The sequence below is a fragment of the Bacillus sp. BR3(2024) genome, from assembly GCF_039134555.1.
GTDB lineage: Bacteria > Bacillota > Bacilli > Bacillales > Bacillaceae_G > Bacillus_A > Bacillus_A cereus.
Map to the genome: position 1 here is coordinate 1048308 of NZ_CP152433.1, position 25348 is coordinate 1073655.

Here is a 25348-nt window from a genome sequence, read left to right on the forward strand (position 1 = left end):
GTATGAACAAGTATAGCCTTTTTGTTTGGGTAAAAATGACTATATGAACATTTTGGTCATTTTATAAAAGGGGGAGAAATTATGAAAGGGAATCAGTTACTTCGGAAAGAGTTCACGGAAATTATAAAAAGTAAAAAAATATTAATTCCAATTATTGCGGTCTTATTCGTACCAATTTTATATGCAGGGATGTTTTTGTGGGCTTTTTGGGATCCGTATAAACAGTTAGATGACTTACCAGTTGCAGTAGTCAATTTAGATAAAGGCGCAGTATTTGATGGGAAACCAATTGAGGTCGGAAAAGGGCTCGTTGATAATTTAAAAGATAATAAAAGTTTTAAATGGGAGTTCGTAAGTGAAAAAGAAGCAAAGAAAGGAATGGAAGGTAGAAAGTATTACATGTTAGTGCGCATTCCAGATGACTTCTCAAGTAACGCTACAACGTTACTAAAAGACAATCCAAAGCCATTAAACTTAGAGTACATTCCAAACGAAAGTTTAAACTTCTTATCTTCACAAATTGGAGGAACAGCCATTGAAAAGATTAAAACTGAAGTATCAAGCACGTTAACGAAAACATATGCAGAGAAAATGTTCGATTCTATTAAAGACGTCTCAAAAGGATTAGCAGATGGAGCGGAAGGGGCAAGTAAACTACACGACGGATCAAGTGAATTGCATGATGGTTCAAGTAAAGTGACGGATGGCCTTCATACACTTCAAGGGAAATCTGGGGAGATGAAGGATGGAGTTGGGAAACTATTTGATGGATCTGGGAAAGTGACAGCAGGTTTAAATACGTTAAATAGCAAAACCGGTGAAATGCAAATAGGTATCGGGAAATTAGTAGATGGATCAGGAAAAGTAACAGATGGTTTACATGTATTAAATAGCAATGCAGGTATCGGAAAATTAGTAGATGGGTCAGGAAAAGTAACAGCAGGTTTAAATACATTAAATAGAAAAACGGGTGAATTGCGTGATGGATCTGAGAAAGTGACCGGTGGCTTGAACAAATTAGTAAGTAAATCCGGTGATTTAAAAACAGGAACAACTGATCTATCAAATGGTATGGGAAAACTTGTTGAAGGGCGAAGTCAATTAGAAAAAGGGTCTCAAGAAATTCAAAAGGGATTGCAAGATTTAAATAGTAACGTACAAAAGTCTGCTGCAGGCTTAGAGGAAATGCAGTCGAAAGTTCCTTCTATATTGAATACAGTAAATGAAAAAATAGATGGAGCTGGGGCGAATATAAATCAGTTAAATGAACTTACGCAATCAACAGTAGGAGATGCTAAAACTGCAGCACAAGATGTAGCGAATTTACGAAAGCAAATTGAAAGTTTACCAAAAGAATATCAAGAGCAGTTACAACCGTTCATAACAAGTGCTGTAAAAAGTACAGCGACAGTTCAGCAAAAGGCTGCCGGAGTAGCAGGTGGAACAAATAAACTAAATGAAGAAGTAAAACAATTAAAGGGCGAAATACATCAAACAACAAATGGATTGCAAAATAAATTACCAAATCCAGCAGGGATGAAAGCTCTGGCAGATGGTGTTGAGAAACTAACGAACGCACAAAATGAATTTGTTAGTAAGTTTCATGGATTTGGTGAGGGATTAGATAATGCAAAAATAGGTACTGATAAATTAAAAGATGGATCAGTTCAATTAATTGATGGAGTAACGCAATTACAAAGCGGCTCTGGAAAAGTAACAGATGGATTAGGTCAATTATCTGCAGGAGTAAATCAATTAGCAGATGGCTCAAGCCAAGTAACAGGTGGTTTAGGAACATTATCTGCAGGAGTAAATCAATTAACGGATGGTTCAAGCCAAGTAACAGGTGGTTTAGGTACATTATCTGTAGGAGCAAATCAAATGGCAGGTGGAGTAAATCAATTAGCAGATGGCTCCGGTCAAGTAACAACAGGCTTAGGCACATTATCAACTGGCTCAACCCAGCTAATCGATGGCGTTAATAAACTAGCAGACGGATCAGGAAAAGTAACGGATGGTCTCGTAAAAGTAAACGACGGTTCAGGTGAACTTGCTGAGAAACTTGGCGAAGGGGCAGTGAAAACTGGTGAAGTAAAAGGGACGGATAAAACGTATGATATGTTTGCAAGTCCTGTAAAAGTGAAGACGGAGAAAATGGCGGAAGTTCCAAACTACGGAACTGGATTTACGCCGTATTTCCTATCACTCGGTTTATTTGTTGGGGCATTACTATTATCAATTGTATATCCATTACGCGATACAGTCGGTGTTCCAAAATCAGGGTTTAGTTGGTTTATTAGTAAGTTCGGCGTACTACTATCAGTTGGTATTATTCAAGCGATAGTAGCAGATGTTATATTACTGTTCGGATTAGGTGTAGAAGTACAAAGTATTCCGTACTTCATACTCTTTAGCATCGTTACAAGCTTAGCGTTTATCGCATTAATTCAATGTTTAGTAACAGCATTCGGTGATACAGGCCGTTTTATCGCCATCATCACATTAATTATGCAGCTTACAACAAGTGCCGGAACATTCCCACTAGAATTGATTCCGAAGTTTTTACAACCATTCAATGCTTGGTTACCGATGACATACTCTGTATCAGGATTGAAAGCAGTCGTATCGAGTGGAGACTTTGACTTCATGTGGCAAAACATAGGAATGCTCATGATCTTTATCGTTGTATTATCACTTGGAACAATCGCTTCCTTAACTTTGATGCACAAACGACAATTTAAAAATGTTGCTGAAAATCAATCGGTTGAAGCGTAGATAAAAGCACCTTTTTGGTGCTTTTTTATTTTAATAGAGGGCATCTTTTCCTTAGTTCATCTATAAATCTTTCTAAAAGCTATAGAAACGAAAGAAAAGGAATTACAACAATTTACAGAGAAACATAGGGTAGAGGAGTTGATATGATGAAAGGCAATCTTACTTATTATTTTATCGTAAATCCGTTAATAATCTTTCTTGTTTATGCCCTTTCACCTATATTGTTTGATAAAGAAGTATATACAAGTGTGAAAGATGCATTTGGAATACTCACGTTCTATTATGTGTTAATGGGTGGATATTACTTTATTGATATTTTAAGTGAAAAGATAAAGAAAAAAAGTGATGGAGGATAAAAAATGACTGAAAGTGAAATGAAATTCCGTGATACGACCATTCGTAACTTTTTCGATAAAGAGGATCGTTTAAAATCGATTCCAGGTCAAAAGAAGAAGAAACTAGTATTGTTAGAGCATTTAATTAGCAAGTTAGATGCTGGAAATCAATATACAGAAAAAGAAATTAATACATTTATAAAACAATATCATGATGATTTTTGTACAATTAGACGTGAATTTATTGTACATAGGTTTATGGATAGAGAGGATAATATGTACCGTATAAACGGGAGAGAAGTTTGGACGAAGTGGGAGGAGTTAAAATAATGAATCAGCGAGGGAATCCCCGCTGATTATAAGCCTGTGCTAGTCTTGCTGTTTCTTTGTAGTAAGTCTATGAACGCTTCAACATTCGAACTTATAATGTATCCAAGCGTTATATATTCATCTTCATAGTAAAATATTATTTTTTTGTCAAAGATTCTTCTCTTCGTTTCTATGGATAGAATTTTTTCATAATCAAATTCGGCAATAAATGTGTTTTTATATTGGCTAAAAAAGAGAAGTCTTTTATTAGTAGCAAGTAACATGCCAGGATACGGGACTTTATGCGTAATCATATAGCCAGTAAGTGAACATTTTAAAGTAGATAAAATCTTTTCTTCTTTATGTAATAGTTGTTTTGCAGCTGTTAAGATTGGATTCATTGCATACATTCCTTTTATTTTGATGTATGAATATTGTATCAAGAGTAAAAAGATTCTCAATATGCAATATTGCATATTGGACGTTTTATAGTTTTAATATTATTTTTTAAAAGAAAAAGTACGAGGTGATTCAATGATACGATTAGCAAAAGAGGCTGATGCAGAAGCAATAATGAACATTAGAAAAGAAATTATATTATCGGAAAATACTACAAAGTTTTTCATAGTATCTCCAAAGAAATTACCGAATGATATTGATGCAGAAAGAGAAAAGATACGGAAAAGTAATGAGAAAGGTAATCTTTATATCGTGTATGAAGTAGATTATAAGGTGGTAGGCTTTTTACTTTTCAACCGATATGAACTAGAACGGTTACAACACGCAGGCACAATGGGAATGGGGATTAAAGAGGCGTATTGTAATCAAGGCATCGGCACGAAATTAATTGAATTTCTTATTAGTTGGGCTAAAGGGCAGAAAGGTTTAGAGAAAATTTGCTTAGGTGTAGTTTCTGTTAATGATCGGGCAATTAAAGTGTACAAACGTATGGGTTTTGTAGAAGAAGGAAGACAACGAAAGCAAATTAAATATGAAGATGGATCATATGGAGATGATGTATTGATGGGCTTTTATATTAAATAAAGAATATATGGTATTAAGAAAAGGAATGTACATAACGTAAATTTCTAAAAGCAGTATATTGCCCTGCATTAACAGACTTTTACCTATGTATAATATTAATATAGTAAAATCATAACAACCGATATTGCAGTTTCCAATAATATACTATATAATCAATTTAAGAAAACGTTTTCATGCAAAGGGGGAGAATTTCGTGTCGACTATAGAGGACGTGGCGAAATTAGCAGGGTTATCAAGGACAACGGTTTCTAGGGTGATTAATAATCATCCATATGTTTCAGATGAGAAGAAAAAAAGGGTTCAATTAGCAATGAAGCATTTAGGCTTCGTTCCTAATTCTGCGGCGAGAAGGCTTCGTAAACAAAAAACGGAAACAATTGCGGTGCTAGTTCCAAGGATTACAAATCCTTTCTTCAGTAGATTTATTGAAGCAATCGAGATTGCTGCTTCTGAACATAAATATAAACTGATTATTTGTCAAACAAGATATTTACCGGAAAAAGAGATGGAGTATTTACAATTATTATCTACGAAACAAGTAGATGGGATTATTCTATGTTCACTAGAAAATCCGTGGGAAGATGTAGAGCCATACTTACAGCACGGTCCAATCGTGTTGTGTAATGAATATATTGAGGAAGCAAATATTCCAACAGTGAAGTTTGATCATGCGCAAGGAGCATACATAGCTGCGAAGCATGTGTTAGATCAAGGATATCGTAATCTTATTTTTTGCCGTGGTAACGAAACCAAAGTCGTTAGCCAGCAGCGAAAAATGGGCTTTTTACGTGCAATAACTGAGAAGAGCCGCCAAGTAGAAGCGATTGACTTTCTTGAAAACGCTTTCTCTTGGGAAGATGGAAAACGAATATTCCATGAAGTATTAAAGGACAAAAAAAATCCTACCGCGATTTTGGCAGGAGGCGATGAGGTAGCAGCTGGAATTATCTCAGAGGCGAAACGCCATAACTGGAGCATTCCAGATGATCTCGCTGTTATCGGTTTTGATAATCAAATATTATCGCAGATTACAGAACCAGGTATTACGACAATTGAACAGCCAATTGATGAAATGGCCCGAAAAGTTGTCGACCTGATGATGGATAAAATCCATACGAAAAATTATCGAAAAAAAGAATTGTATGAGTTTGAACTGGAGCTCTTGGTGAAAGGTTCAACGATGAAGGATAAGATGTTATTAGCCTAGTAGACTATGTCTGCTAGGTTTTTTTATGTTCAAAAACTACTATTCTTCGTGAACGCAATCATCACATTTGTTATGGTATGCTTCGTGTTGCTCATCAATTTCTTTCCCGCAGTGCGCACAAGTTTTCGTCGGTAAATTTCTGAAAAACTCCATTGGTTGATCGATCATGTCAATTCCTCCATTTCCATTTCTTACTATCATTGTATTAGTACAAAAAATAAAAGTCAATAACTGTTTTATAACAAAATTGAAAAATAATGAAAAAGTTTAGGAAATGGATTATAGTTAACAATGTAGGATGTAAGTAAAACATGCATTCCTACTCGGTTTTAGAAAGGATGGATACATATGAAAATGACTGTTGTCGGCTTTTGGGGCGGCTTTCCAGAAGCGGGAGAAGCAACGTCGGGGTATTTGTTTGAACACGATGGTTTTCGTTTACTTGTAGACTGTGGTAGTGGTGTACTAGCACAGCTTCAAAAATATATAACACCATCTCATATAGATGCAGTTGTACTGTCACACTATCATCATGATCATGTTGCAGACATTGGGGTATTGCAATATGCGAGATTAATTACGAGCGGGACGAAGGGGCAACTACCGGAATTACCAATATACGGTCATACGTTTGATGAGAATGGATTCAACTCTTTAACGCATGAACCACATACGAAAGGAATCGCGTACAATCCAGAAGAAACACTTCAAGTTGGACCATTCTCGATTTCGTTCTTAAAAACTGTTCATCCTGTTACATGCTTTGCGATGCGTATTACAGCTGGAGATGATGCTGTAGTATACAGCGCTGATTCAAGTTATATTCCTGAATTCATTCCATTCACGAAAGATGCTGATCTTTTCATTTGTGAGTGTAATATGTATGCACATCAAGAGGCTGCAAAAGCAGGGCATATGAATAGTACAGAAGTAGCAAGTATTGCAAAAGATGCGAATGTAAAAGAACTTTTATTAACGCACTTACCGCATACAGGCAACCCAGCTGATTTAGTAACAGAAGCAAAACAAATTCTCAGTGGCCATATTACGCTAGCGCATAGTGGCTACGTATGGAACTCATGAGGTGATACGATGTTATTTATTGATAATAAAGGAATTACAGACCCTAGAATAAACTTAGCAATTGAAGAATATTGTGTGAAGAATTTAGATATTAACGAAACATATTTACTGTTTTACATTAATGAGCCTTCGATAATCATTGGTAAAAACCAAAACACAGTAGAAGAAATTAATGCAGATTACGTAAAAGAAAAAGGTATTCATGTCGTTCGTCGTCTATCAGGTGGAGGTGCAGTATATCATGATTTAGGAAACTTAAACTTCAGTTTTATTACGAAAGATGATGGAGACAGTTTCAGCAACTTCAAAAAATTCACAGAGCCTGTAACGAAAGCGCTTAGTAAATTAGGCGTAAATGCAGAACTAAGTGGTCGTAACGACATTTTAGCTGAAGGTAGAAAAATTTCGGGTAATGCGCAGTTCTCAACGAAAGGTCGTATGTTCAGTCACGGTACGTTACTATTTGACTCTGAAATCGATCACGTCGTATCAGCGTTAAAAGTAAAAATGGATAAAATCCAATCAAAAGGTATTAAATCAATCCGTAGCCGCGTTGCGAACATTACAGAGTTCCTAAACGAAGAAATGACGACAGAAGAGTTTAGACAACTTCTTCTAGAAACAATTTTCGAAGGAGAAACAGAAATCCCAACGTATGAATTAACAGAAGAGGATTGGAAAGAGATCCATAAACTTTCTGAAGAACGTTACCAAAATTGGGATTGGAACTACGGAAAATCACCGAAGTTCAACTTACAACATTCACACCGCTTCCCAGTTGGACAAGTTGACGTTCGTCTTGAAGTGAAAAAAGGAACAGTAACAGAATGCAAAATTTACGGCGACTTCTTCGGTTCACTAGATGTTCATGATATTGAAGAGCGTCTAACAGGCGTTCAATTCGATAAAGATGCATTCACTGTAGCTTTAGAAGGCGTAGATATCGCACGTTACTTCGGTAACATTACAACAGAAGATTTCTTACATTTATTCTTCTAAAAATAAGGGAGGTTGCGATAATGGGCAGCCTCTTTCTTTTTGCGTAGATTGTCAGGTTTTGTCGGTAAGTCGATATAACTGGAAAATCGCTGATATAAATGGAGTTGCGCTGATATATTTGAAAAATCGCCGATATAAATCGAGCTGCGCTGATATAACTGAAAAATCTCTCATATAATTTCATTTACCACAAAACATAAAATCACAGGACATTCGCCCCTCGTAAAGGAATATATATATACAAAAGGAGGCGAATCGAAATGAAAAGGGTAATGTACGTTGTATTATTACTCAGCTTCGTCGTCGGAATGACAGCGTGTAGCAGTGGATCGCCCTCAAGTCGTATAATTTTGTCTATCGGAAAACCAGCGGAGGATAATGTTATATATTTTACGCATACAGATAACAAACGAAAGATACATGATATACAAGACATGTTTCAAAATAAGAAGTGGAAAAGAAATGAAACATTCAGCACTGTTAATAAAACACCAGATGTCGTCTTATCAATAGATGAAGACAATATAGGGTTACCGGCATTATATGTGACGGTGTATTTTCATGAAGATGGGGCGGACGCGATTAACTTGTTTGGAGAGCATACGACGTTAAATAAAGAGGAACTTACTAAACTTAGAGAAAAGATGAACGCATATTATCCTAAAATGATTTTTGGTCTAGTGTTATAAATTACTTGTAAATAAAATCCCCTTATTTTTCCAAAGTAAACTAAGAGAAGGTGATCTGTCTATATGCAGTTAATAGAATATCACTTGCCACTTTAATTTTCTTTTAATATAATTAATTTAGAATTTTTAAATATTCTAAATTTTATAAAGGTGGGGTTTTTGTGAATCTCGTTCAATCTTTGGCTGAAACGGCAAAAAAGAAGGGGGAAAAACCGGCTTATATATTTATGGATCAGTCGGTCTCATATGACCAATTAAACAAAATGGTCACAAGGTTTTCTAGCAATTTAGCAGAAATGGGCATTGGAAAAGGGGACAATGTCGCATTAGTTGTTGGGAACTCACCACATTATTTGGTCGGTTTATACGGAACAATGAAAGCCGGAGCAACTGTTATTCCAGTTAATCCAATTTATACAGCAGACGAAATGCATTATATTTTACAAAATGGAGATGTAAAAACAATCATCGTACTCGACGTCCTTCTACCTGTTATACAATCTCTTACAACAAGACTTCCTTCATTAGAAAACATCATCATATGTGAAACCTCATCAGATTTTAACCATACAGAAACCGAAAAAATGAAAACGTTTACTAGTTTTGTGGGGACTGGAGATACAACTTACGAAGGTCCTGAACTAGATGAAGAAGATGTAGCGGTTATTCTATACACATCGGGCACAACTGGAAAACCGAAAGGCGCTATGTTAACACATAAAAATTTATATAGTAATGCGAACGATGTGGCGTCGTATTTACAATATACGGCTGATGACCGCGTTGTTGCGGCACTGCCTATGTTCCATGTATTCTGTTTAACAGTTGCGGTAAATGCACCGATTGTGAACGGGGCAACGATTTTAATGTTACCGAAATTTAGTCCGAAAGAAGTATTCCGTATTTGTCGCACGTACGAACCAACGATCTTTGCTGGCGTACCGACGATGTACAATTATTTATATTTATTTGAAGAAGCAAGCGCAGAAGATGTGAAGACGCTTCGCCTTTGTATTTCCGGTGGTGCATCGATGCCTGTTGCTCTTCTGCAAAACTTTGAAAAACGTTTTAACGTTATTGTTTCAGAAGGATACGGTTTATCAGAAGCATCACCAGTTACTTGTTTCAATCCGCTAGATCGTCCTCGGAAACCAGGATCAATTGGCACAAATATTTGGCATGTAGAAAATAAAATTGTAAATGAACTTGGGGAAGAAGTACCTGTCGGCGCAGTCGGTGAATTAATTGTTCGCGGACCTAACGTTATGAAAGGATACTATAATGCACCAGAAGATACAGCTGCGACATTGAAAGACGGCTGGCTATATACAGGTGACTTGGCGAAAATGGATGAAGAAGGTTACTTCTATATCGTGGATCGTAAAAAAGATATCGTCTTAGTTGGCGGTTATAACGTATACCCTCGTGAAGTAGAAGAAGTATTATATACGCACGAATCAGTAGCGGAAGTTGTCGTAATCGGTGTTCCTGATGAAAACTTAGGAGAAGCTGTGCGAGCGTACGTCGTTTTGAAGCAAGCAAACGTAACAGAAGAAGAACTAATGCATTACTGTACGTTACATTTAGCGAAATATAAAGTGCCGAAAAGCATTGAGTTTTTAATAGAATTACCGAAGAATACGACTGGTAAGTTGTTAAGAAGAGCATTGAGAGAGAAAGCGATGCAAGTGTAAAAATGAGGCAACCATCTTTGAAGGTGGTTGCCTCATTTTTTATGTATTGATTAAGCTGTGGTGCCATATATTTAAAGCTTCATATGACCAACAAGGAGGAGATATACATAGAACAGAAGGGATTAACGCTTACGGCGAGTGCAATATCTTATTTGTGAAATTATGGATGAACTCTGAAAATGATAAGAACGGTAATTTTAATCAAAATGGAGTAATGAACCGTGAATCAATGGCTACGTTGTTAGTAAATACATATAAATTAGAATGGAATGAAAATAGTAAGTTACCAAAAGAATTTGCTGATTTGAAAAATCATTGGGCTCGAAGTATGCCAATATTTTAGTTTAGCAAGAAAATTCAAATTCCAAGTTGACACATATGAATTACAGAATTAAAATGAAAAGAAATCGAATACAATACATTAGAAGCTAATCAGATAAACTGAAGGCGCACAATGTTCACATTTGTGAATATATTGTGTGCCTTTTTCTATTGTATAACTAAGGGGGCTTAACGATGAAAAAGTGGGGTAAGACAGCGTTTATGAAAAGTACAGGTGTTTTATTATCAGCAGTTGTACTTTTATCAGGGTGTGGTTCGGCAACATCCACTAGTAATTCTGAAGGAAGTGGAGATAAAAAAACAGTTGAGCTTTTAAATGTTTCTTATGATCCAACGAGGGAGTTATATCAAGATTTCAATAAAGATTTTGCGAAGTATTGGAAAGAGAAGCATGGGCAAACAGTAAATGTAAAACAATCACACGGGGGATCTGGAAGTCAAGCGCGCTCTGTTATTGATGGCTTAGAAGCAGACGTTGTTACACTAGCACTTGCTTATGATATTGATGCGATTAGTAAGAAAAAACAATTAGCAGAAGATTGGCAGAAGCGACTTGCGAATAATTCCACTCCATACACGTCAACAATTGTATTTCTTGTTCGAAAAGGAAACCCGAAAGGTATTAAAGACTGGGATGATTTAACGAAAAAAGGTGTGTCTGTCATTACACCAAACCCAAAAACATCAGGCGGGGCACGTTGGAACTATTTAGCGGCGTGGGGATACGCACTGAAAAAATATAATAATAGTGAAGATAAGGCGAAAGAGTTTGTTAGCCAAATTTATAAAAACGTAGAAGTATTAGATTCAGGAGCGCGCGGAGCAACGACAACATTTGTTGAAAAAGGAATTGGTGACGTATTAATCGCATGGGAAAATGAAGCGTTATTATCCCAAAAAGAGCTTGGAAAAGATAAATTTGAAATTGTAACCCCTTCTATTAGTGTACTTGCAGAACCACCAGTAGCGGTTGTAGATAAAGTCGTTGATAAAAAAGGAACGAAAAAAGTAGCAGAAGGGTATCTTGAATATTTGTACTCAGAAAAAGGACAGGAAATTGCGGCAAAAAACTTTTATCGTCCACGTAATGAAAAAGTAGCAGAAAAATATGCATCTCAATTTCCGAAAGTTCAATTATTTACAGTAGATGAACTATTTGGTGGCTGGAAAAAAGCACAAGAAAAACACTTTAATGACGGCGGCGTATTCGATAAAATTTATCAAAAATAATGCGTACTGCTAAAGGGGGATGAGGTGAAAGAGGATGAGGAAGAAGCGTGTTTTACCAGGGTTTGGATTATCGCTTGGATTTACAATGTTGTACATGAGCTTATTCGTACTTATACCACTTTCTATCGTATTTATTCAAACTTCACAGTTAGGTTGGAAGAAGTTCGCTGGGGTTATAACGAACGAGCGTGTGTTGCATTCCTATCAAGTTAGTTTTACAACTTCATTTGCAGCTGCTATTGTAAATGCCATTTTCGGTTTATTAATAGCTTGGGTGCTCGTACGCTACAAGTTTCCAGGGAAACGACTATTAGATGGACTCATTGATTTACCGTTTGCACTTCCGACAGCTGTAGCTGGTATTACACTTACAACGCTTTATGCGGAAAATGGATGGATTGGGAAAATATTTAGTCTGTTTCATATAAAAGTAGCTTTTACACCACTCGGAATTATCGTTGCGCTTACTTTTATCGGTTTACCATTTGTCGTTCGAATGGTGCAACCAGTGCTGCAAAATATTGATAAAGAAGTAGAAGAGGCGGCTTCGAGTTTAGGTGCATCCCGCTTGCAAATATTTGTGAAAATCATTTTACCAGAAATCTTTCCCGCTCTTCTTGCCGGTTTTTCACTCGCATTTGCAAGAGCATTAGGAGAATACGGATCTGTCGTTTTCATCGCAGGTAATATGCCGATGAAAACAGAAATTGCACCACTGATGATTATGACGAAACTAGAACAATATGATTACGCGGGGGCAACAGCTGTAGCGACCGTGATGCTTATTATTTCCCTCCTTTTCCTTCTTCTTATTAATATGATTCAAAGCTGGAGTAGAAGGCATGAACTAAAAAGTGAATAGGAGGAGAGAAAATGGAACCAACATTATTAGAAAAGAAAATAGTAAAAAGCGTATCAGCTAAAAAAGAATCTAAGCTTGTACCAGGCATATTAATTACGATTACAGTTTTATTTTTATCTCTCTTTCTATTACTGCCACTCATAACTATTTTTCTAAAAGCCTTTGAAAGAGGGATGGATGTATACATTGCCGCTATTACAGATCAAGAAGCATTTTCAGCAATTAGGTTAACGCTTCTCGTTACGTTAATCGTTGTACCGCTGAATACGGTATTCGGAATCGCAGCGGCATGGCTTATTACAAAGTTTCAGTTTAAAGGAAAACAAGTATTACTCTCTCTTATTGAACTGCCGTTTGCTGTGTCACCAGTTATCGCAGGATTAGTATTCGTCTTACTTTTCACACCGAGGGGTGCTCTTGGCGAATGGTTACTTGAACATGGAGTGAAACTCATTTTCTCTGTACCAGGCATTATTATCGCAACAATCTTTGTAACCTTCCCGTTCGTTGCACGTGAATTAATTCCGGTTATGCAGGCGCAAGGGAAAAGTGAAGAAGAGGCAGCTTTATCACTTGGCGCAAGTGGCTGGAAAATGTTTTGGCGCGTTACGCTTCCAAATATAAAATGGGGTCTTTTATACGGCATGATTCTATGTAATGCCCGTGCTATCGGTGAGTTTGGAGCCGTTTCTGTCGTATCAGGTCACGTGCGTGGCATTACGAACACGATGCCGCTCCATATTGAAATTTTGTACAATGAATATCAATTTTCAGCAGCATTTGCAGTAGCGACGTTAATGTCATTAATTGCAGTGTTTACACTCGTTATAAAAAACTGGATTGAATGGCGAATGGAAAAACGACAATAAGGGGGATTACGGTGAGTATTCAAATTCAAGGTGTATCAAAGCAATATGGTACATTTCAAGCACTAACAGACATTCATTTGGATATTCCAAAAGGTGAACTTGTTGCCTTATTAGGCCCGTCAGGTTCTGGGAAAACGACGTTATTACGCATTATTGCAGGATTAGAAGAAGCGGATGGAGGCTCTGTTTCATTTGATGGAGAAGATTTAACAGACATTCACGTGAAAAACAGGCAAGTCGGTTTCGTCTTTCAGCACTATGCGCTCTTTAAGCATATGAATGTATTTGAGAATGTCGCTTTCGGTTTAAAAGTAAGAAAGAAAAGCTTAAGACCGTCAGCAGAAGCGATAGAAGAAAAGGTAACAGAATTATTAAAGCTCGTAAAAATGGATGGCTTTGCTAAACGTTATCCAGTGCAATTATCTGGTGGACAACGTCAACGTATTGCACTAGCCCGGGCACTTGCAGTCGAACCGAAAATTTTATTACTTGATGAACCGTTCGGTGCACTCGATGCAAAGGTGAGAAAAGAATTACGAAGATGGCTCCGAAAATTACATGACGAATTTCAAATTACGAGCGTATTCGTAACGCATGACCAAGAAGAAGCGTTAGACGTTGCAGACCGTATTGTTGTAATGAATGAAGGTCGCATTGAACAAATGGGAACACCGGAAGAAGTATATGAAAACCCAGCAAGCCCGTTCGTTTACGATTTTTTAGGAAATGTAAATTTATTTCACGGCCGCGTTCATAAAGGAAAGCTAAATGTAGGATCGGTCGAACTAGAAGCACCAGAGCATAAGCACGTTTCCAACGTAGACGGAATAGCCTACGTAAGGCCGCATGACTTATCAATCTCTCGTACGAAAAAAAGCATAGATGCAATCCCGGCAAAAGTATCTTATTCTCACGCAGTCGGACCTGTCGTATATGTAGAATTAAAACGAGACGGAACAGATGAATATTTAGAAGCAGAAATTACGAAAGAACAGTTCAAACAGCTGAACATTCAAGCGGGTGATTTCGTATACGTACAGCCGAAAGAAGTGAAAGTGTTTATTCCGGAGGATTTTGTAATTTAAATAAAAACCGAACCACCATCTAAATGGAGGTTCGGTTTTCTTTATTTTTTCTCTACTAATTTCTTATTCTTCCAATCTAGTGTGAACAATTTATTAAATGTTTTTTGATCAACGTCTTTTACGTTGTTTCCAACCCAGTTTGCAGTTCCGAATGTGTAGCCTGGACGAAGTTGGTAATCGTCGGCGTGTTTTGTATAAGCGACTTGTAAGTTAGATTGATCTGTATTTTTTTCAGAGATAACAACAGCGATCATACCAGGAGAGAAACCGCTATTTGTTAGCGCTGGAAGTTGATCCATCGGTATTAAATTACCTTTTGCATCAGATTCATATAGGTATGTGCGAGAGTACATGAAAAGTTGGTTTCCATATAAAGAATGATAGGAGTCACGTGTGTAAATACCCCAGTTTTGATTGTTATATCCGTTAAAGAATACGTTCCACTTTACGTTTTTGTTTGTTTGGTCAATTAAATTTGTTTTATAACTAGTTTGTTTATAGCTTACAGAGTCAGACCAAGTGACTTGACCAGTTGCACCAGCTTCACCGCTAGGGCCATTAGGCGTTACAGAAGCTTTAACAGAGCCACCAAGTTGATAAGATACGCTAGATGTTACAGTCGTTTCTTCTACAGCATTTGTAGGTGCTACGTTAAAGAAACGAGCGCTGTTATCTTGAAGGTTAAATGCAACATCATATTGTGAAGGATAACGTAATGTTGCACTAGCGCCAGGGATTGGGTAGTTATCAATAGGTGCATCACTTATAGTAGGATTTGCTTTTAGAAAACTACCAGTTGTATTAATAACGGCAATCTGTTTATCAGCGCTTGGGTCATCGATAAAAGTTACCTTTAAAGACATTGTCATATTATCAGCTTGATCATTATTAAATGTATTATAGCTCGTATGTGTTTTTGCGTTTTGTCCGATATCTGTTACAACTTGCGATGTTGTTTGAGCATAAGCAGCAGGTGTTGAAAGAGTTACAGCGCTACTAGCAAAAACAGCGGATAATGCTAAACATTTTAAGTATGTTTTAGAACGTTTCATACAATCACTTCCTTTTATCTTTGTCGATATATGTCGTATTACATTTATATCGTAACATGAAAATAAAACGGAATGGATGGTTATGCATAATTGCATAGATGAGTTTTGAAGGATAAAGATAATAGAATTTCATCCAACACTTAAGACTCAAAAATGTCCATTACAGCCGTTCTTAAAAATTTTAAGACAATATGTTTATCAATGTTCTTATTCTGAAGATTGAAGTGCTTAATATTTACGTTATAAGTGCATAACAAGTTATAATAAAAGAAATCAATAAGGAGGCTGGCTGTGAAGAATCTTCGTTATCTCAATATATTTACCATATTAATTATATACACACTACTTATGTTTTACATCGGCTGGAACGGATGGGTTTGGCTTCATGCGGTATTTGGCTGGGAATCTTGGGGATATTATGCTTTTATAGTTGCATTTATTTCATATGCGTACATTCTCGTGCAAGTGTTTAAGTTTTTGCCATTTCTGCGAACGATAGGTTCGATTTGGTTTGCGGTTATACAATATGCGCTTATGCTGTTGCCAGTAGCTAATATTATGGTCTTTCTTTTACAGTTTTCAGTAGAGAAAGAAGCGGCAATTATTTGGACAGGAACGGCCGTGTTACTTGCGTTTATCTTTATTTTTGCATACGGAGTATTCAACGCATATAGCCCAGTAGTTAGAAAGTACGAGGTGCACATACCGAAAAAAGTAGAGGGACGTAAAAGTTTACGCATTGCGATGGCTTCTGATATGCATTTCGGTAAACTGTCTGGCGTTTCGCATTTAAAAAGGCTTGTTCGTCATGTAAATGAGATGGAACCTGATATTATTTTACTGCCAGGTGATATTATCGATGATCATCCAGGTGTGTTCATTCAAAAGAATATGGGACCAATCATGAAACAAATGAAAGCACCATTAGGCGTATATGGTGTTTTAGGGAACCATGAATACTATGGTAGAGCGGTTCCAGAGTTTTTACAAGAGATGGATAAGATTGATATTCGTATTCTTTTAGATGAAGTAATTACAATTGAAGATGACTTTTATCTCGTTGGAAGAAGAGATAAAACAGAGCGAGATCGTCAAAGCTTTGAACAATTAATGAGTACGGTAGATAAATCGATGCCTGTTATCGCAATGGATCACCAGCCATTTGAGTTGAAACAAGCAGCAGCGGCAGGTGTAGATTTATTATTATCCGGTCATACGCACCGCGGACAAATGGCGCCCAATCATATTGTAACGAGAAGAATGTACGAGCTAGACTGGGGATACGCACAAAAAGGCGCGTTCCACGCAATTGTTTCTTCTGGATTTGGGTTTTGGGGACCACCGCTTAGACTTGGTAGTAGGTCGGAGATTGTGCAGGTAGAAGTTACATTTGAATAGGGGTTATGAAATAGAGAGCTGATGGCTCTCTATTTTTTTTAATAAAAACAAATAACAATAAATATTTATGTTGGTGCTAATTTCATAAAAGAGATAAGATTATAAGACTCGATTAAAATAAAGGGGGATTGTAAGTGATCATATCAGATGTACTATACGGAGAATTTGAAGTGGATCAAGTAGTAGAAGAATTAATTTCAAGTAAGTCTATGCAAAGGCTAAAAGGTATTCATCAAAATGGCGCAAGTTACTTAATGAACGAGAAATGGAATGTAACGCGCTTTGATCATTCAGTTGGTGTTATGTTATTAGTTAAAAAATTAGGTGGTTCAGTAGAAGAACAGATTGCTAGTTTACTGCATGACGTATCGCATACTGCTTTTTCCCATGTGATTGATTACGTTTTTGATAATGAAGATGAAAGTTATCATGAAGAGATATTTAGTTCTGTTGTGAAAAACTCAGAAATTCCAGCGATTCTTGCGAAGTATGGTTATAACTATGAAGATATTTTGTTAGATGATTCGAAATGGACGTTACTCGAAAGGTCAGCACCAGAATTATGCGCAGACAGAGTGGATTATACATTACGAGATATGTATACATATGGGTATGTTTCTTTAGAAGAAGTTCACAGTTTTTTAGAAGATGTCATCGCTGTAGATGGGAAAATGGTTGTTCAAAGTGTCGAAATGGCAGAATGGTTTACAGAAACGTATTACAAGGAAGTAATCGATTTCTTTATGGAACCAATGAATATTTACGGAAATGATATGTTAGCGAAAACGTTAAAGGTAGCTCTTCATAAAAGGATTATTCATGCAGATGATTTTCTTCTTGAAGATGAGGAGCTTATTTCGAAATTGCAACAATGTAATGACCCCGAAGTAGAAGCTTTATTAAGCAAAGTTCATCGAAATGTAAAAGTAAAAGAAGATAGAAACGATTATGATTTACATCAGAAAAATAAAGTGCGTCTTATTGATCCGCCGTTACTTCGTGAAGGAAAAATCGTTCAGTCGTCTGTTGTGTCAGAAAACATAAGACAGATGAGTGATATTGCTTATGAAAAAGCGGTGAGAGGGATGTATGTGAAATTGATTTCGGAATAAAAAAGAAGTAGCGCATCTTTTTTAGAGCGCTACTTCTTTTTTATTAATTATCAAACCAATTCCAAATCTCAATATCTCCAAGAGTCGCATAACGTACGTGCGGGGAGTTTTGTAATTTTAATAACTCTTTCGATGGGCCAGTAATAACAATTCCGTATACTTTTACACCGTTATCCTTTACATATTGATAACGTTTATCTAAGTTTAGTTCTTTCTCAGAAAGCGCTGCTATTTTGCTTACCGTTTTTTTATGGATAGAAAGAACGCGCATCATTTCGGTTACTTTGTCTTCTTGCGTTTTCTGCCCGTCAGTTTCATTATCGAGGAATCTTACATGTTCTGGAAACCCTATAGCTTCTCCGCCATGTAGGATATAGTCATCTACATTTTTTCTTTCTTGTCCTGTATCTAAAGCGTACCATACAGGAGTTGGAGGGAGTTCTTGTGCCTCGAATATGCTATATAAAAGCGGTTCTAATTCTTTTAAAGTGTAAGCTTTATCAAAAGAAATTGCTACTTCTGCAACGGTTCCATCATGTACTTTTGCAAGTGTATCCCATACTTTTTTTGATGAATCCTTTAAATAATCACCCTGCTCTGTTTTGGGATGAACAAAGAAGAGTTTTGGTTGATAGAACGGATTCATCCAAGTTTGCTTCGTGATATCTACAGATGATAAGAAGCTTTTTGTTTCTATTGTACCAAGTGGCATTTCTTTTTTACCGACGGTTCTTACTAAATCAAATTGGCTATTCGTACGGAAAAAAGCTTCTACACTTGTTCCGCCTCCCATAACGCGGCTATTTGGGATAGTTGCTTCAAGTGCCAGCGAAGGAACCTCTCTAATTTCTTTTAGCCTTTTATCATTATTAGCTTGAAAATAAAAGGCTGATAATACCCCGCCGATTATATAGATAACGATGCAAATTGATAATATAAAACCAAACGTTTGTAAACGATGTTTCCACTTAATTCTCCAAAAAGGAATTTTAAGATCTTTTGGAGGTAACTTTTTCTTAATTGGTTCTGTTTTTGTTAACAGCTCATCTAAGTAAGCTTCACACTCTTCACATGACTCAATATGACTTTCTAACAGTTCTTGTTCATCATGCGTGAGCGTTCCATTTTCATACTTCTTCCATAGTTTTTTAAATTCTGCACAGCCCATCTGTATCACTCCTTTATGCTTTTTATTTCTTTTCGTCCCCTGTGTAATTCAATTTTCACTTTCGCTAATGAGAGACCAGTCATTTCTGCTATTTCCTTATAGGAGAATCCATAGTAATCTCGTAGTAGCAGGGCATTTCGTCGTTCGAGCGGAAGAGAAGATAAACTTTCTAACCAACTAGCAATCTCAAATTTTACGAAATATTCATGTTCTGTACTTGGAACGTTTGGTAAATGGAATTCTGCAACTTCTGTTGTTTTATATTTCTTTTCTTTACGATACCAATCGATAAAGGCATTGTAGGCAATTGTAAATAACCACGGCCTAATTTCTTCTCCTTTATAATAGTCAATATGGACGAGCATTCGGTAAAAGGTTTCTTGCATGAGATCTTCCGCATAGTGGGAATCTCCGGTTAGGGAGAGAAGATAGCGAAATAAATCTTGCATATGCTCGGAGTAAATGTCTTCTAATGATTGTTTGCGTTTCACTACATTTCCCTCCCTCCCTTCATACATAACAACGAAATACATATAAAAAAGTTACAATTTTTTATGGAATTATAGTAAAAAACGTCAAGAATTGGATAGGATTCTCTTTTATCATAATACATATAAGGCGGGTGAACAGAGATGGAAAGCTATGAAACACAAATTCAAAGGTCAATTGATTATATTGAGGAAGATGTAATGGAAAAACAGACGCTGCGTAATTTAGCACGTATTGCAGGTTTTTCTGAGTCGCATTTTCATCGTGTATTTCAGGCATTAGTAGGTGATACAGTAATGGAGTATGTTCGAAAGCGGAGGTTAGCCCGGGCAGCTTATCAACTTTCTCATACGGATGAAAAAGTTATTGATATCGCATTTGAGCATGGCTTTCAATCTCACGAAACGTTCACGAGAGCCTTTAAGAAATTATTTCAAATGACACCGAGTGAATATCGAAAACAAGAAATTGAAACACCGATGTATTACAGCGTGAATGTAAAGCAAAGAAAATTAAATCGGTATTTAGGAGGCATACAAATGGAATATCGTATTGTAAATAAACCAGAATTTTTAATGGCAGGTTATGAACTGAAGACGACAAGTAAAGAGGGGAAGAACCATCAAGACATCCCAGCATTTTGGCAAGAATATTTACAAAAAGATCTTGGAACAACGATTCCGAATCGTAAAGATACGAGCCAATGGGTAGAGCTTGGATTATGTACTGATTTTAATTTAGAAACAGGGGACTTCACTTATATTATTGGAATGGAAGTTACAGACTTTGAAAATGTACCAAATGAAATTGCAAAGCGTACTTTCCCTGCAGCAACATATGCAGTATTTACAACGCCGAAAGTTCCTCATAAAGAAATGGTATCGTCTATTCACCAAACGTGGAATGCAGTATTCTCAGAATGGTTCCCGCATTCAGGGTATGAACATTGCGGAGTTACAGAGTTTGAACTGTACGATGAGCGTTGCCACGAAGATAAGAGTGAGTTTGCACAAGTAGAGCTTTGGATACCGGTGAAGAAAAAATAATAGGGTAAGAGCGAATCATTGGGAGATGGTTCGCTTTTTCATAAAAGGAGAAATGGGAAAATGTTCAAAAAACTAGAATGTGTATCTATACATACGAAAGATATAGAAAGATCAGTTTCTTTCTATAAAGAAATGGGAATGAAGCAAAACTGGATGATAGAAAGAGAACTAGAAGAAGGAGCTATTTGGACGTTAATAGGATTGAAATTTCCAGATGAGAAAAGTTCGGAGTTAGTAATAAGCAATCATCCGGATATTAATTTTACGGAAGTCGAAGTATTAGTAGAAGATGTACAACAAACGTATGAGAGTTTAAAAGATAATAAAGATGTAAAGTGGATTCACGAACCATTTCCAACAGAATCAGGACATGTTGCAGTAATGGAAGCACCTGATGAGAATGTGTTTGTGTTAGTAGGGAAATAGCTGAAATATGGAGTGACCTTTCATAGTGAGTTATGAAGGGTTATTTTTACTTTGTATAGTAGTAGAGGAAGTAGGTTAGTATTGTCGGTTTTTGTCGGTAAGTCGATATATCTAGAAAATCGCTGATATAATTCGAGTTGCGCTGATATATTCAAAAAATCGCTGATATAATTCGAGTTGCGCCGATATATTCAAAAAATCGCCGATATAATTTCATATACCGCTAAAACACCCCCAAAAAACGATCTGCATAATTTCAATTACCGCAAAACTCTCTCAGAAAAGAAAAAAAGACGCCACATAGCGTCTTTCCTACGAACGAAACGGAAACACAAGAATAATCGTCGTTCCTTTTCCGAGTGCACTATCAACGGAAATTGTCCCGTTATGAGCATGAACGAGCTGTTTTGTAATGGCTAGGCCAAGTCCAGTTCCGATGTTGCTTTCTTCTGTGTTTGTTCCGCGGTAATATCGTTCAAATAGAAGTTCTTTCGTTTTTTCATCCATTCCTTTTCCATCATCTGAAATGGAGAGTGTAAAGGAATTAGCGTTTTGTGATAATTTTACGATGACAGTAGTTGTTTCGTTATTATGTTTTACAGCATTTACTAGTAAGTTTTCGATAATACGCTGGAACCATTTTTCTTCAATGAAATATTGAATTTTATTTGAGCTCGGTACGAATTCAATATTTTGATTTTGAAGTGTTGGATTGTTAATAAATTGCAATAATACTTTTTGGACGAACTGATTGATTTCAACGTTTACGTGTTGGGCAGGAAGGCTGTTATTTTTTAATTGATACGTTAAGCTTAAATCATCAATTAATGTCGTCATATATTGAGATTTCTCTTTCATAACACTACCAAATTGCTGAATATCACGATCAGTCCAGTTATATTGATTCGATTCGAGTAATAATGCGTAGCCATATATAGAGCTAAGTGGTGTTTTTAAGTCGTGTGTTAGACCGGTAATCCATTCTTCTCGTGTTTGCTGGAGGACTTGCCTCATCGCATCATTTTTTTTGAGTGTAATAGAAAGGTGTTCTAGTGAACTTGTTACATCTCTAAACAAACGGAATGACCATTTTTCTTTACCAGATCGCCGGAACCTGACGGGTTTTCCTTTTTTACTAATAGGTTCTTCATATTTTCCACCAGCGATATTTTTAAGCCAGCGCATCGCATGTAATAACGGTTTCCCGAATTTATTACCGTACCAAATAGAAAGAATGACTAAATAAACAAATACGATAAGAAGGATTAATCCGCATCCGATGAGAAACTTCTTAGTAAATACATCTTCAATTTCGTCATCTGGATAGTAGTGCTCATTTTTTGCAGTTACAACGAGAAGGTTGCCACTATTTGCATCGTAAAAGCTAGACGTGTTTTCTTTATGATTCCACGGTTCTTTTTCATTAAGGGCAATTTGTATTGCTGAAAATGTTTTTTTCTTTCCAGTTGGATAGGAAAAAACCTCTTCGCCATTTTGATTAAATATTTGAAGTGTTGCTTTTTCTTTAGACAGTAACTGTTTTTCTTGATCTGTTAATGCGAACGAATCCATCGTTAAAGAGGAATGCTCCTTTTGAATTGCTGTCAGTAACGCATTGCTTTTTAACATACCACCATAAATAACAAGTGCTTTCTTTTCTTCTAATTCAATTTCCCAATATGTAAATTTATAATTGCTTTCGATATGATGCTGTATATATGCGACTAAAGATGTCTTCGTATAAGCATCCGGAACATCATTTGGTGTATTAAAGTGGTAGAGGATTTTTCCGTTTTCATCTACAACTTGGAGCCAATCATTTTTCTCCTTTATTAAATCTTGCACTTCAGATTGTAACGAAATATGCCCATCTTCTGAAGAGATGTATCTTGAAATTGTAAAACTATCAGAATCCGGAATGTTAGGTTCGTATAAAGTACTAGTAAGAAGAAAAATTAAATAAGTAAAAGCAGCAACTACAGCGATAAGTAATGTAACTAAAACAAAAACGTGTTGCATGATAAATTGAATAATAAGTCGTTTATTAAAATTCATATCGTCACCCTACTTTGTAACGAACTTATAACCAAGCCCGCGAACGGTTTTTATATATTCTGGTTTACTTGGATCGTGTTCAATTTTTTCACGTAGTTTTCGAATGTGGACCATAACAGTGTTGTCATCGCCATTATAGGCAGGTGCTCCCCAAACTTTTTCATATATTTCCTCTTTCGAAAATACGTAGTTCGGATTCTCGCAAAAGAAGAGTAGTAGTTGAAAGAGTTGAGCAGAACATTCGACAATGTGCCCATCTACTGTTAGTTCTGCAGAGTGCTGATCAATTTCAAATCTTCCAAATGAAATTGAGTGTGGTTTTTGTTCGTGTGGTACGGTTTGTTTCATATGTCTCCGAAGCTGTGCTTTCATACGTGCTACTACTTCTAATGGATTAAATGGTTTCGTAATATAATCATCTGCACCGTATGAAAATCCGGATATTTTATCTAAATCAGATGCTTTTGCTGATAGGAAGAAAATTGGACAATCTGTTTGTTGGCGAATGATTGGACAAATATCAAAACCAGATTGTCCAGGAAGCATTACATCTAAAATAATTAAATCGTAATTGTTTTGCTTAGTTAGAGATAAAGCCATTTCAGCTGATGTTGCAGTTGTAATATGAGAAAAGCCTTCTTTTTCAAGAATGGTAGTTAGTAATTGTAAAATTGCTGTTTCATCATCAACGAGTAAAATATTTGCTTGGTACATAAACATCCCTCCTAATTTTCTCGAATATCATATCATCATTTTGTAACTTATGGAATTTTTAAGGGAATTTTAAGGTTTTCTTTCGCAAAAAATTAAGAATCAAATGATATGATAAAAGTAACATAGGGGAGGAGATGAGTGTGAACCCGTTTCAAGTGATGCGAGCTAGATATTTTTTAATTGTATTTGCACTATTAATTTTAATAGCGAGAAGTAGTGGCGATTTGCTAACAAGTATATTTCATATACAAAATTCTTCTTTTATAAATATCCTTATATTCTATATCCTTCCGATGGTATGGATTTCTTATGAGTATAGAAAGCACCACATTTCATTTTCATTATTTGTTAATAAAAATGAAACATTTAACTTGGTACAAGTTTTATACATTACGGTTATGTTATGCATGTTTAGTTACGGGTATCTTATTTTGTATATGTATAGTTTTGCATGGATTACACCGGACTTTATTATGAACGCCCTGCATGAACCAATTGTAGATAGTACTGGGGGATATGTATCTCAAGTCATTAGGGTCGTATTCATCGCACCAATTATCGGGGAATTTGTTTTTCGCGGATTTTTACTTCAACGTTTTGCAACAAAATGGGGAACGAGCATAGCGACCATCGTTGTAGCAATATTGTTTGCGTTGTTACATGTTGATTTCCTCGGTGCAGCCATATTCAGCATCGTATTGTCAATCGTATATATTCGTACGAAAAGTTTACTCATGCCAATTGCAATACATATGTTAAACAATGCATTTGTAATAGGTGCGTCTTTTCTAATAAGTAGAGAAAAAATTATTAGTTTTGCCGATTTCTCAAATTATACGACATTCTTTCCTGGACTTATTATTTTTATAACAGGATTAAACTTAGTACTTATCTTTTTATTTGTTAATCGCAAATATTGGAGTAAAGAAGTGCCGGTTATATATGCAGAGCAGGAAAAGAGCTTTTCAGATGTAGTCGGGAGTAAATAAGATGAAGAAGACGGGTGAAAAAATATTAAAAGACATTATAGATTCTACGTCTATTACAGATATGTGTGATAAAAGCGTTTGTCATTGGCTTCAACCTGTAGTAGATACGATTGTGTTTCCAGAGTATTACTTATTTTCTAGTACTCATTTAAAAGAAAATATTATTTCTCTTCTTATTGTGTTCGGGGTTTTACTAATATTTGGTCTAATTGTAGAAGAAATGATGAAGCGCATCTTCAAAAAGAATGAAGAGAAGTATATGTGGATTCATAAAGTATTCGAGAAAGTAATGGTGGCTTTCCTTTTGTTTTATGGTATAAAAACAATCATTTACTTTATAGCTTTGAAACATCATTAATTCGAAATTTGAAAGGGA

At 36.1% G+C, this 25348-nt stretch carries 27 protein-coding genes and 1 pseudogene; 20 read left to right on the plus strand and 8 right to left on the minus strand.

Features of this window, described 5'->3' with window-relative positions; all coding sequences use genetic code 11:
* Nucleotides 1-81: 81 nt before the first annotated feature.
* From V7S45_RS05420 to V7S45_RS05430, 3 genes are all read left to right on the plus strand, one after another.
* Nucleotides 82-2775, plus strand: coding sequence for a YhgE/Pip domain-containing protein (locus V7S45_RS05420; RefSeq protein WP_342761686.1), 2694 nt, complete (start codon nucleotides 82-84; stop codon nucleotides 2773-2775).
* A 143-nt stretch (nucleotides 2776-2918) separates the two neighbouring features.
* Nucleotides 2919-3131, plus strand: a complete 213-nt coding sequence (locus tag V7S45_RS05425) for a hypothetical protein (protein ID WP_033667903.1) — start codon at nucleotides 2919-2921, stop codon at nucleotides 3129-3131.
* Between the two features lie 3 nt (nucleotides 3132-3134).
* Nucleotides 3135-3440, plus strand: a complete 306-nt coding sequence (locus V7S45_RS05430; protein WP_000140286.1) for a DUF2087 domain-containing protein — start codon at nucleotides 3135-3137, stop codon at nucleotides 3438-3440.
* Between the two features lie 26 nt (nucleotides 3441-3466).
* On the opposite strand, the gene V7S45_RS05435 is transcribed toward V7S45_RS05430, so the two are convergent.
* Entirely contained in the window at nucleotides 3467-3820 is a 354-nt protein-coding gene (locus tag V7S45_RS05435) for a PH domain-containing protein (RefSeq protein ID WP_342761687.1), read from the minus strand.
* 133 nt (nucleotides 3821-3953) lie between these two features.
* Between V7S45_RS05435 and V7S45_RS05440 the strand changes: the two genes are divergently transcribed.
* Both V7S45_RS05440 and V7S45_RS05445 read left to right on the plus strand, forming a co-directional pair.
* Nucleotides 3954-4463 carry a GNAT family N-acetyltransferase gene (locus V7S45_RS05440; protein WP_000620018.1) on the plus strand — a complete coding sequence of 170 codons (510 nt, stop codon included), beginning with the start codon at nucleotides 3954-3956 and terminating at the stop codon, nucleotides 4461-4463.
* 193 nt (nucleotides 4464-4656) lie between these two features.
* Nucleotides 4657-5670, plus strand: coding sequence for a LacI family DNA-binding transcriptional regulator (locus tag V7S45_RS05445; protein ID WP_000103715.1), 1014 nt, complete (start codon nucleotides 4657-4659; stop codon nucleotides 5668-5670).
* A gap of 39 nt (nucleotides 5671-5709) precedes the next feature.
* Here V7S45_RS05445 and yhfH read toward each other — a convergent pair whose 3' ends face one another.
* The gene (gene yhfH / locus V7S45_RS05450) at nucleotides 5710-5838 is read right to left on the minus strand and encodes a protein YhfH (protein WP_000567010.1); all 129 of its coding nucleotides are present in this window, start codon (nucleotides 5836-5838) and stop codon (nucleotides 5710-5712) included.
* A 180-nt stretch (nucleotides 5839-6018) separates the two neighbouring features.
* Here yhfH and V7S45_RS05455 point away from each other — a divergent pair, with 180 nt between their 5' ends.
* From V7S45_RS05455 to V7S45_RS05495, 9 genes are all read left to right on the plus strand, one after another.
* Complete coding sequence (locus V7S45_RS05455) at nucleotides 6019-6753, plus strand: MBL fold metallo-hydrolase (protein ID WP_257115914.1); 735 nt, start codon at nucleotides 6019-6021, stop codon at nucleotides 6751-6753.
* 9 nt (nucleotides 6754-6762) lie between these two features.
* Entirely contained in the window at nucleotides 6763-7752 is a 990-nt protein-coding gene (locus tag V7S45_RS05460; protein WP_000897281.1) for a lipoate--protein ligase, read from the plus strand.
* Nucleotides 7753-8012: 260 nt separating this feature from the next.
* On the plus strand, nucleotides 8013-8441 hold the full coding sequence (locus tag V7S45_RS05465; RefSeq protein ID WP_098283249.1) for a hypothetical protein: 429 nt from the start codon (nucleotides 8013-8015) through the stop codon (nucleotides 8439-8441).
* A 161-nt stretch (nucleotides 8442-8602) separates the two neighbouring features.
* Complete coding sequence (locus V7S45_RS05470; protein ID WP_001055203.1) at nucleotides 8603-10135, plus strand: fatty acid--CoA ligase family protein; 1533 nt, start codon at nucleotides 8603-8605, stop codon at nucleotides 10133-10135.
* Between the two features lie 166 nt (nucleotides 10136-10301).
* Complete coding sequence (locus V7S45_RS05475) at nucleotides 10302-10478, plus strand: hypothetical protein (RefSeq protein WP_044796109.1); 177 nt, start codon at nucleotides 10302-10304, stop codon at nucleotides 10476-10478.
* A 173-nt stretch (nucleotides 10479-10651) separates the two neighbouring features.
* Entirely contained in the window at nucleotides 10652-11707 is a 1056-nt protein-coding gene (locus V7S45_RS05480) for a sulfate ABC transporter substrate-binding protein (protein WP_000758702.1), read from the plus strand.
* 34 nt (nucleotides 11708-11741) lie between these two features.
* Entirely contained in the window at nucleotides 11742-12569 is an 828-nt protein-coding gene (gene cysT / locus V7S45_RS05485) for a sulfate ABC transporter permease subunit CysT (RefSeq protein WP_001227879.1), read from the plus strand.
* An 11-nt stretch (nucleotides 12570-12580) separates the two neighbouring features.
* Nucleotides 12581-13438 (plus strand): sulfate ABC transporter permease subunit CysW, encoded by an 858-nt coding sequence (gene cysW, locus V7S45_RS05490; RefSeq protein ID WP_000433829.1) that lies wholly within the window; start codon nucleotides 12581-12583, stop codon nucleotides 13436-13438.
* 11 nt (nucleotides 13439-13449) lie between these two features.
* Nucleotides 13450-14523: a sulfate/molybdate ABC transporter ATP-binding protein gene (locus V7S45_RS05495; RefSeq protein ID WP_257115915.1), complete on the plus strand. Its 1074-nt coding sequence runs from the start codon at nucleotides 13450-13452 to the stop codon at nucleotides 14521-14523.
* A gap of 41 nt (nucleotides 14524-14564) precedes the next feature.
* Here V7S45_RS05495 and cytK2 read toward each other — a convergent pair whose 3' ends face one another.
* Nucleotides 14565-15575, minus strand: a complete 1011-nt coding sequence (gene cytK2, locus V7S45_RS05500) for a beta-channel forming cytolysin CytK2 (RefSeq protein ID WP_000830629.1) — start codon at nucleotides 15573-15575, stop codon at nucleotides 14565-14567.
* Between the two features lie 143 nt (nucleotides 15576-15718).
* Nucleotides 15719-15832: pseudogene (locus V7S45_RS05505) on the minus strand (TetR family transcriptional regulator); the annotation flags it as partial.
* A gap of 34 nt (nucleotides 15833-15866) precedes the next feature.
* Here V7S45_RS05505 and V7S45_RS05510 point away from each other — a divergent pair.
* Together V7S45_RS05510 and V7S45_RS05515 are read left to right on the plus strand one after the other, a co-directional pair.
* Nucleotides 15867-16973 (plus strand): metallophosphoesterase, encoded by a 1107-nt coding sequence (locus V7S45_RS05510; RefSeq protein ID WP_342761688.1) that lies wholly within the window; start codon nucleotides 15867-15869, stop codon nucleotides 16971-16973.
* A gap of 134 nt (nucleotides 16974-17107) precedes the next feature.
* Nucleotides 17108-18085 (plus strand): HD domain-containing protein, encoded by a 978-nt coding sequence (locus V7S45_RS05515; protein WP_257115916.1) that lies wholly within the window; start codon nucleotides 17108-17110, stop codon nucleotides 18083-18085.
* A 43-nt stretch (nucleotides 18086-18128) separates the two neighbouring features.
* Here the strand turns inward: V7S45_RS05515 and V7S45_RS05520 are convergent, their stop codons facing one another.
* On the minus strand, nucleotides 18129-19253 hold the full coding sequence (locus V7S45_RS05520; RefSeq protein WP_025966997.1) for an anti-sigma factor: 1125 nt from the start codon (nucleotides 19251-19253) through the stop codon (nucleotides 18129-18131).
* A gap of 5 nt (nucleotides 19254-19258) precedes the next feature.
* Nucleotides 19259-19744 carry an RNA polymerase sigma factor gene (locus tag V7S45_RS05525; RefSeq protein WP_257115917.1) on the minus strand — a complete coding sequence of 162 codons (486 nt, stop codon included), beginning with the start codon at nucleotides 19742-19744 and terminating at the stop codon, nucleotides 19259-19261.
* Between the two features lie 141 nt (nucleotides 19745-19885).
* Between V7S45_RS05525 and V7S45_RS05530 the strand changes: the two genes are divergently transcribed.
* Both V7S45_RS05530 and V7S45_RS05535 read left to right on the plus strand, forming a co-directional pair.
* Complete coding sequence (locus tag V7S45_RS05530; RefSeq protein ID WP_257115918.1) at nucleotides 19886-20788, plus strand: AraC family transcriptional regulator; 903 nt, start codon at nucleotides 19886-19888, stop codon at nucleotides 20786-20788.
* Nucleotides 20789-20848: 60 nt separating this feature from the next.
* Entirely contained in the window at nucleotides 20849-21214 is a 366-nt protein-coding gene (locus V7S45_RS05535; protein ID WP_342761689.1) for a VOC family protein, read from the plus strand.
* A gap of 312 nt (nucleotides 21215-21526) precedes the next feature.
* Here the strand turns inward: V7S45_RS05535 and V7S45_RS05540 are convergent, their stop codons facing one another.
* Both V7S45_RS05540 and V7S45_RS05545 read right to left on the minus strand, forming a co-directional pair.
* A complete protein-coding gene (locus V7S45_RS05540; protein WP_001010440.1) occupies nucleotides 21527-23269 on the minus strand; it encodes a HAMP domain-containing sensor histidine kinase in 1743 nt (580 codons plus the stop codon).
* A 9-nt stretch (nucleotides 23270-23278) separates the two neighbouring features.
* Nucleotides 23279-23983, minus strand: coding sequence for a response regulator transcription factor (locus V7S45_RS05545; RefSeq protein ID WP_000283870.1), 705 nt, complete (start codon nucleotides 23981-23983; stop codon nucleotides 23279-23281).
* Nucleotides 23984-24123: 140 nt separating this feature from the next.
* Here V7S45_RS05545 and V7S45_RS05550 point away from each other — a divergent pair, with 140 nt between their 5' ends.
* Nucleotides 24124-24972: a type II CAAX endopeptidase family protein gene (locus V7S45_RS05550; RefSeq protein ID WP_001067984.1), complete on the plus strand. Its 849-nt coding sequence runs from the start codon at nucleotides 24124-24126 to the stop codon at nucleotides 24970-24972.
* 1 nt (nucleotide 24973) lies between these two features.
* A complete protein-coding gene (locus V7S45_RS05555) occupies nucleotides 24974-25330 on the plus strand; it encodes a hypothetical protein (protein WP_257115920.1) in 357 nt (118 codons plus the stop codon).
* Nucleotides 25331-25348 lie beyond the last annotated feature (18 nt).

Coding starts and splice junctions, on each gene's coding strand:
- V7S45_RS05420 (WP_342761686.1), top strand. CDS start 82: ATGAAAGGGAATCAGTTACTTCGGAAAGAGTTCACGGAAATTATAAAA.
- V7S45_RS05425 (WP_033667903.1), top strand. CDS start 2,919: ATGATGAAAGGCAATCTTACTTATTATTTTATCGTAAATCCGTTAATA.
- V7S45_RS05430 (WP_000140286.1), top strand. CDS start 3,135: ATGACTGAAAGTGAAATGAAATTCCGTGATACGACCATTCGTAACTTT.
- V7S45_RS05435 (WP_342761687.1), bottom strand. CDS start 3,820: ATGAATCCAATCTTAACAGCTGCAAAACAACTATTACATAAAGAAGAA.
- V7S45_RS05440 (WP_000620018.1), top strand. CDS start 3,954: ATGATACGATTAGCAAAAGAGGCTGATGCAGAAGCAATAATGAACATT.
- yhfH (WP_000567010.1), bottom strand. CDS start 5,838: ATGATCGATCAACCAATGGAGTTTTTCAGAAATTTACCGACGAAAACT.
- V7S45_RS05455 (WP_257115914.1), top strand. CDS start 6,019: ATGAAAATGACTGTTGTCGGCTTTTGGGGCGGCTTTCCAGAAGCGGGA.
- V7S45_RS05460 (WP_000897281.1), top strand. CDS start 6,763: ATGTTATTTATTGATAATAAAGGAATTACAGACCCTAGAATAAACTTA.
- V7S45_RS05465 (WP_098283249.1), top strand. CDS start 8,013: ATGAAAAGGGTAATGTACGTTGTATTATTACTCAGCTTCGTCGTCGGA.
- V7S45_RS05475 (WP_044796109.1), top strand. CDS start 10,302: ATGAACTCTGAAAATGATAAGAACGGTAATTTTAATCAAAATGGAGTA.
- V7S45_RS05480 (WP_000758702.1), top strand. CDS start 10,652: ATGAAAAAGTGGGGTAAGACAGCGTTTATGAAAAGTACAGGTGTTTTA.
- cysT (WP_001227879.1), top strand. CDS start 11,742: ATGAGGAAGAAGCGTGTTTTACCAGGGTTTGGATTATCGCTTGGATTT.
- cysW (WP_000433829.1), top strand. CDS start 12,581: ATGGAACCAACATTATTAGAAAAGAAAATAGTAAAAAGCGTATCAGCT.
- cytK2 (WP_000830629.1), bottom strand. CDS start 15,575: ATGAAACGTTCTAAAACATACTTAAAATGTTTAGCATTATCCGCTGTT.
- V7S45_RS05520 (WP_025966997.1), bottom strand. CDS start 19,253: ATGGGCTGTGCAGAATTTAAAAAACTATGGAAGAAGTATGAAAATGGA.
- V7S45_RS05530 (WP_257115918.1), top strand. CDS start 19,886: ATGGAAAGCTATGAAACACAAATTCAAAGGTCAATTGATTATATTGAG.
- V7S45_RS05535 (WP_342761689.1), top strand. CDS start 20,849: ATGTTCAAAAAACTAGAATGTGTATCTATACATACGAAAGATATAGAA.
- V7S45_RS05540 (WP_001010440.1), bottom strand. CDS start 23,269: ATGAATTTTAATAAACGACTTATTATTCAATTTATCATGCAACACGTT.
- V7S45_RS05545 (WP_000283870.1), bottom strand. CDS start 23,983: ATGTACCAAGCAAATATTTTACTCGTTGATGATGAAACAGCAATTTTA.
- V7S45_RS05555 (WP_257115920.1), top strand. CDS start 24,974: ATGAAGAAGACGGGTGAAAAAATATTAAAAGACATTATAGATTCTACG.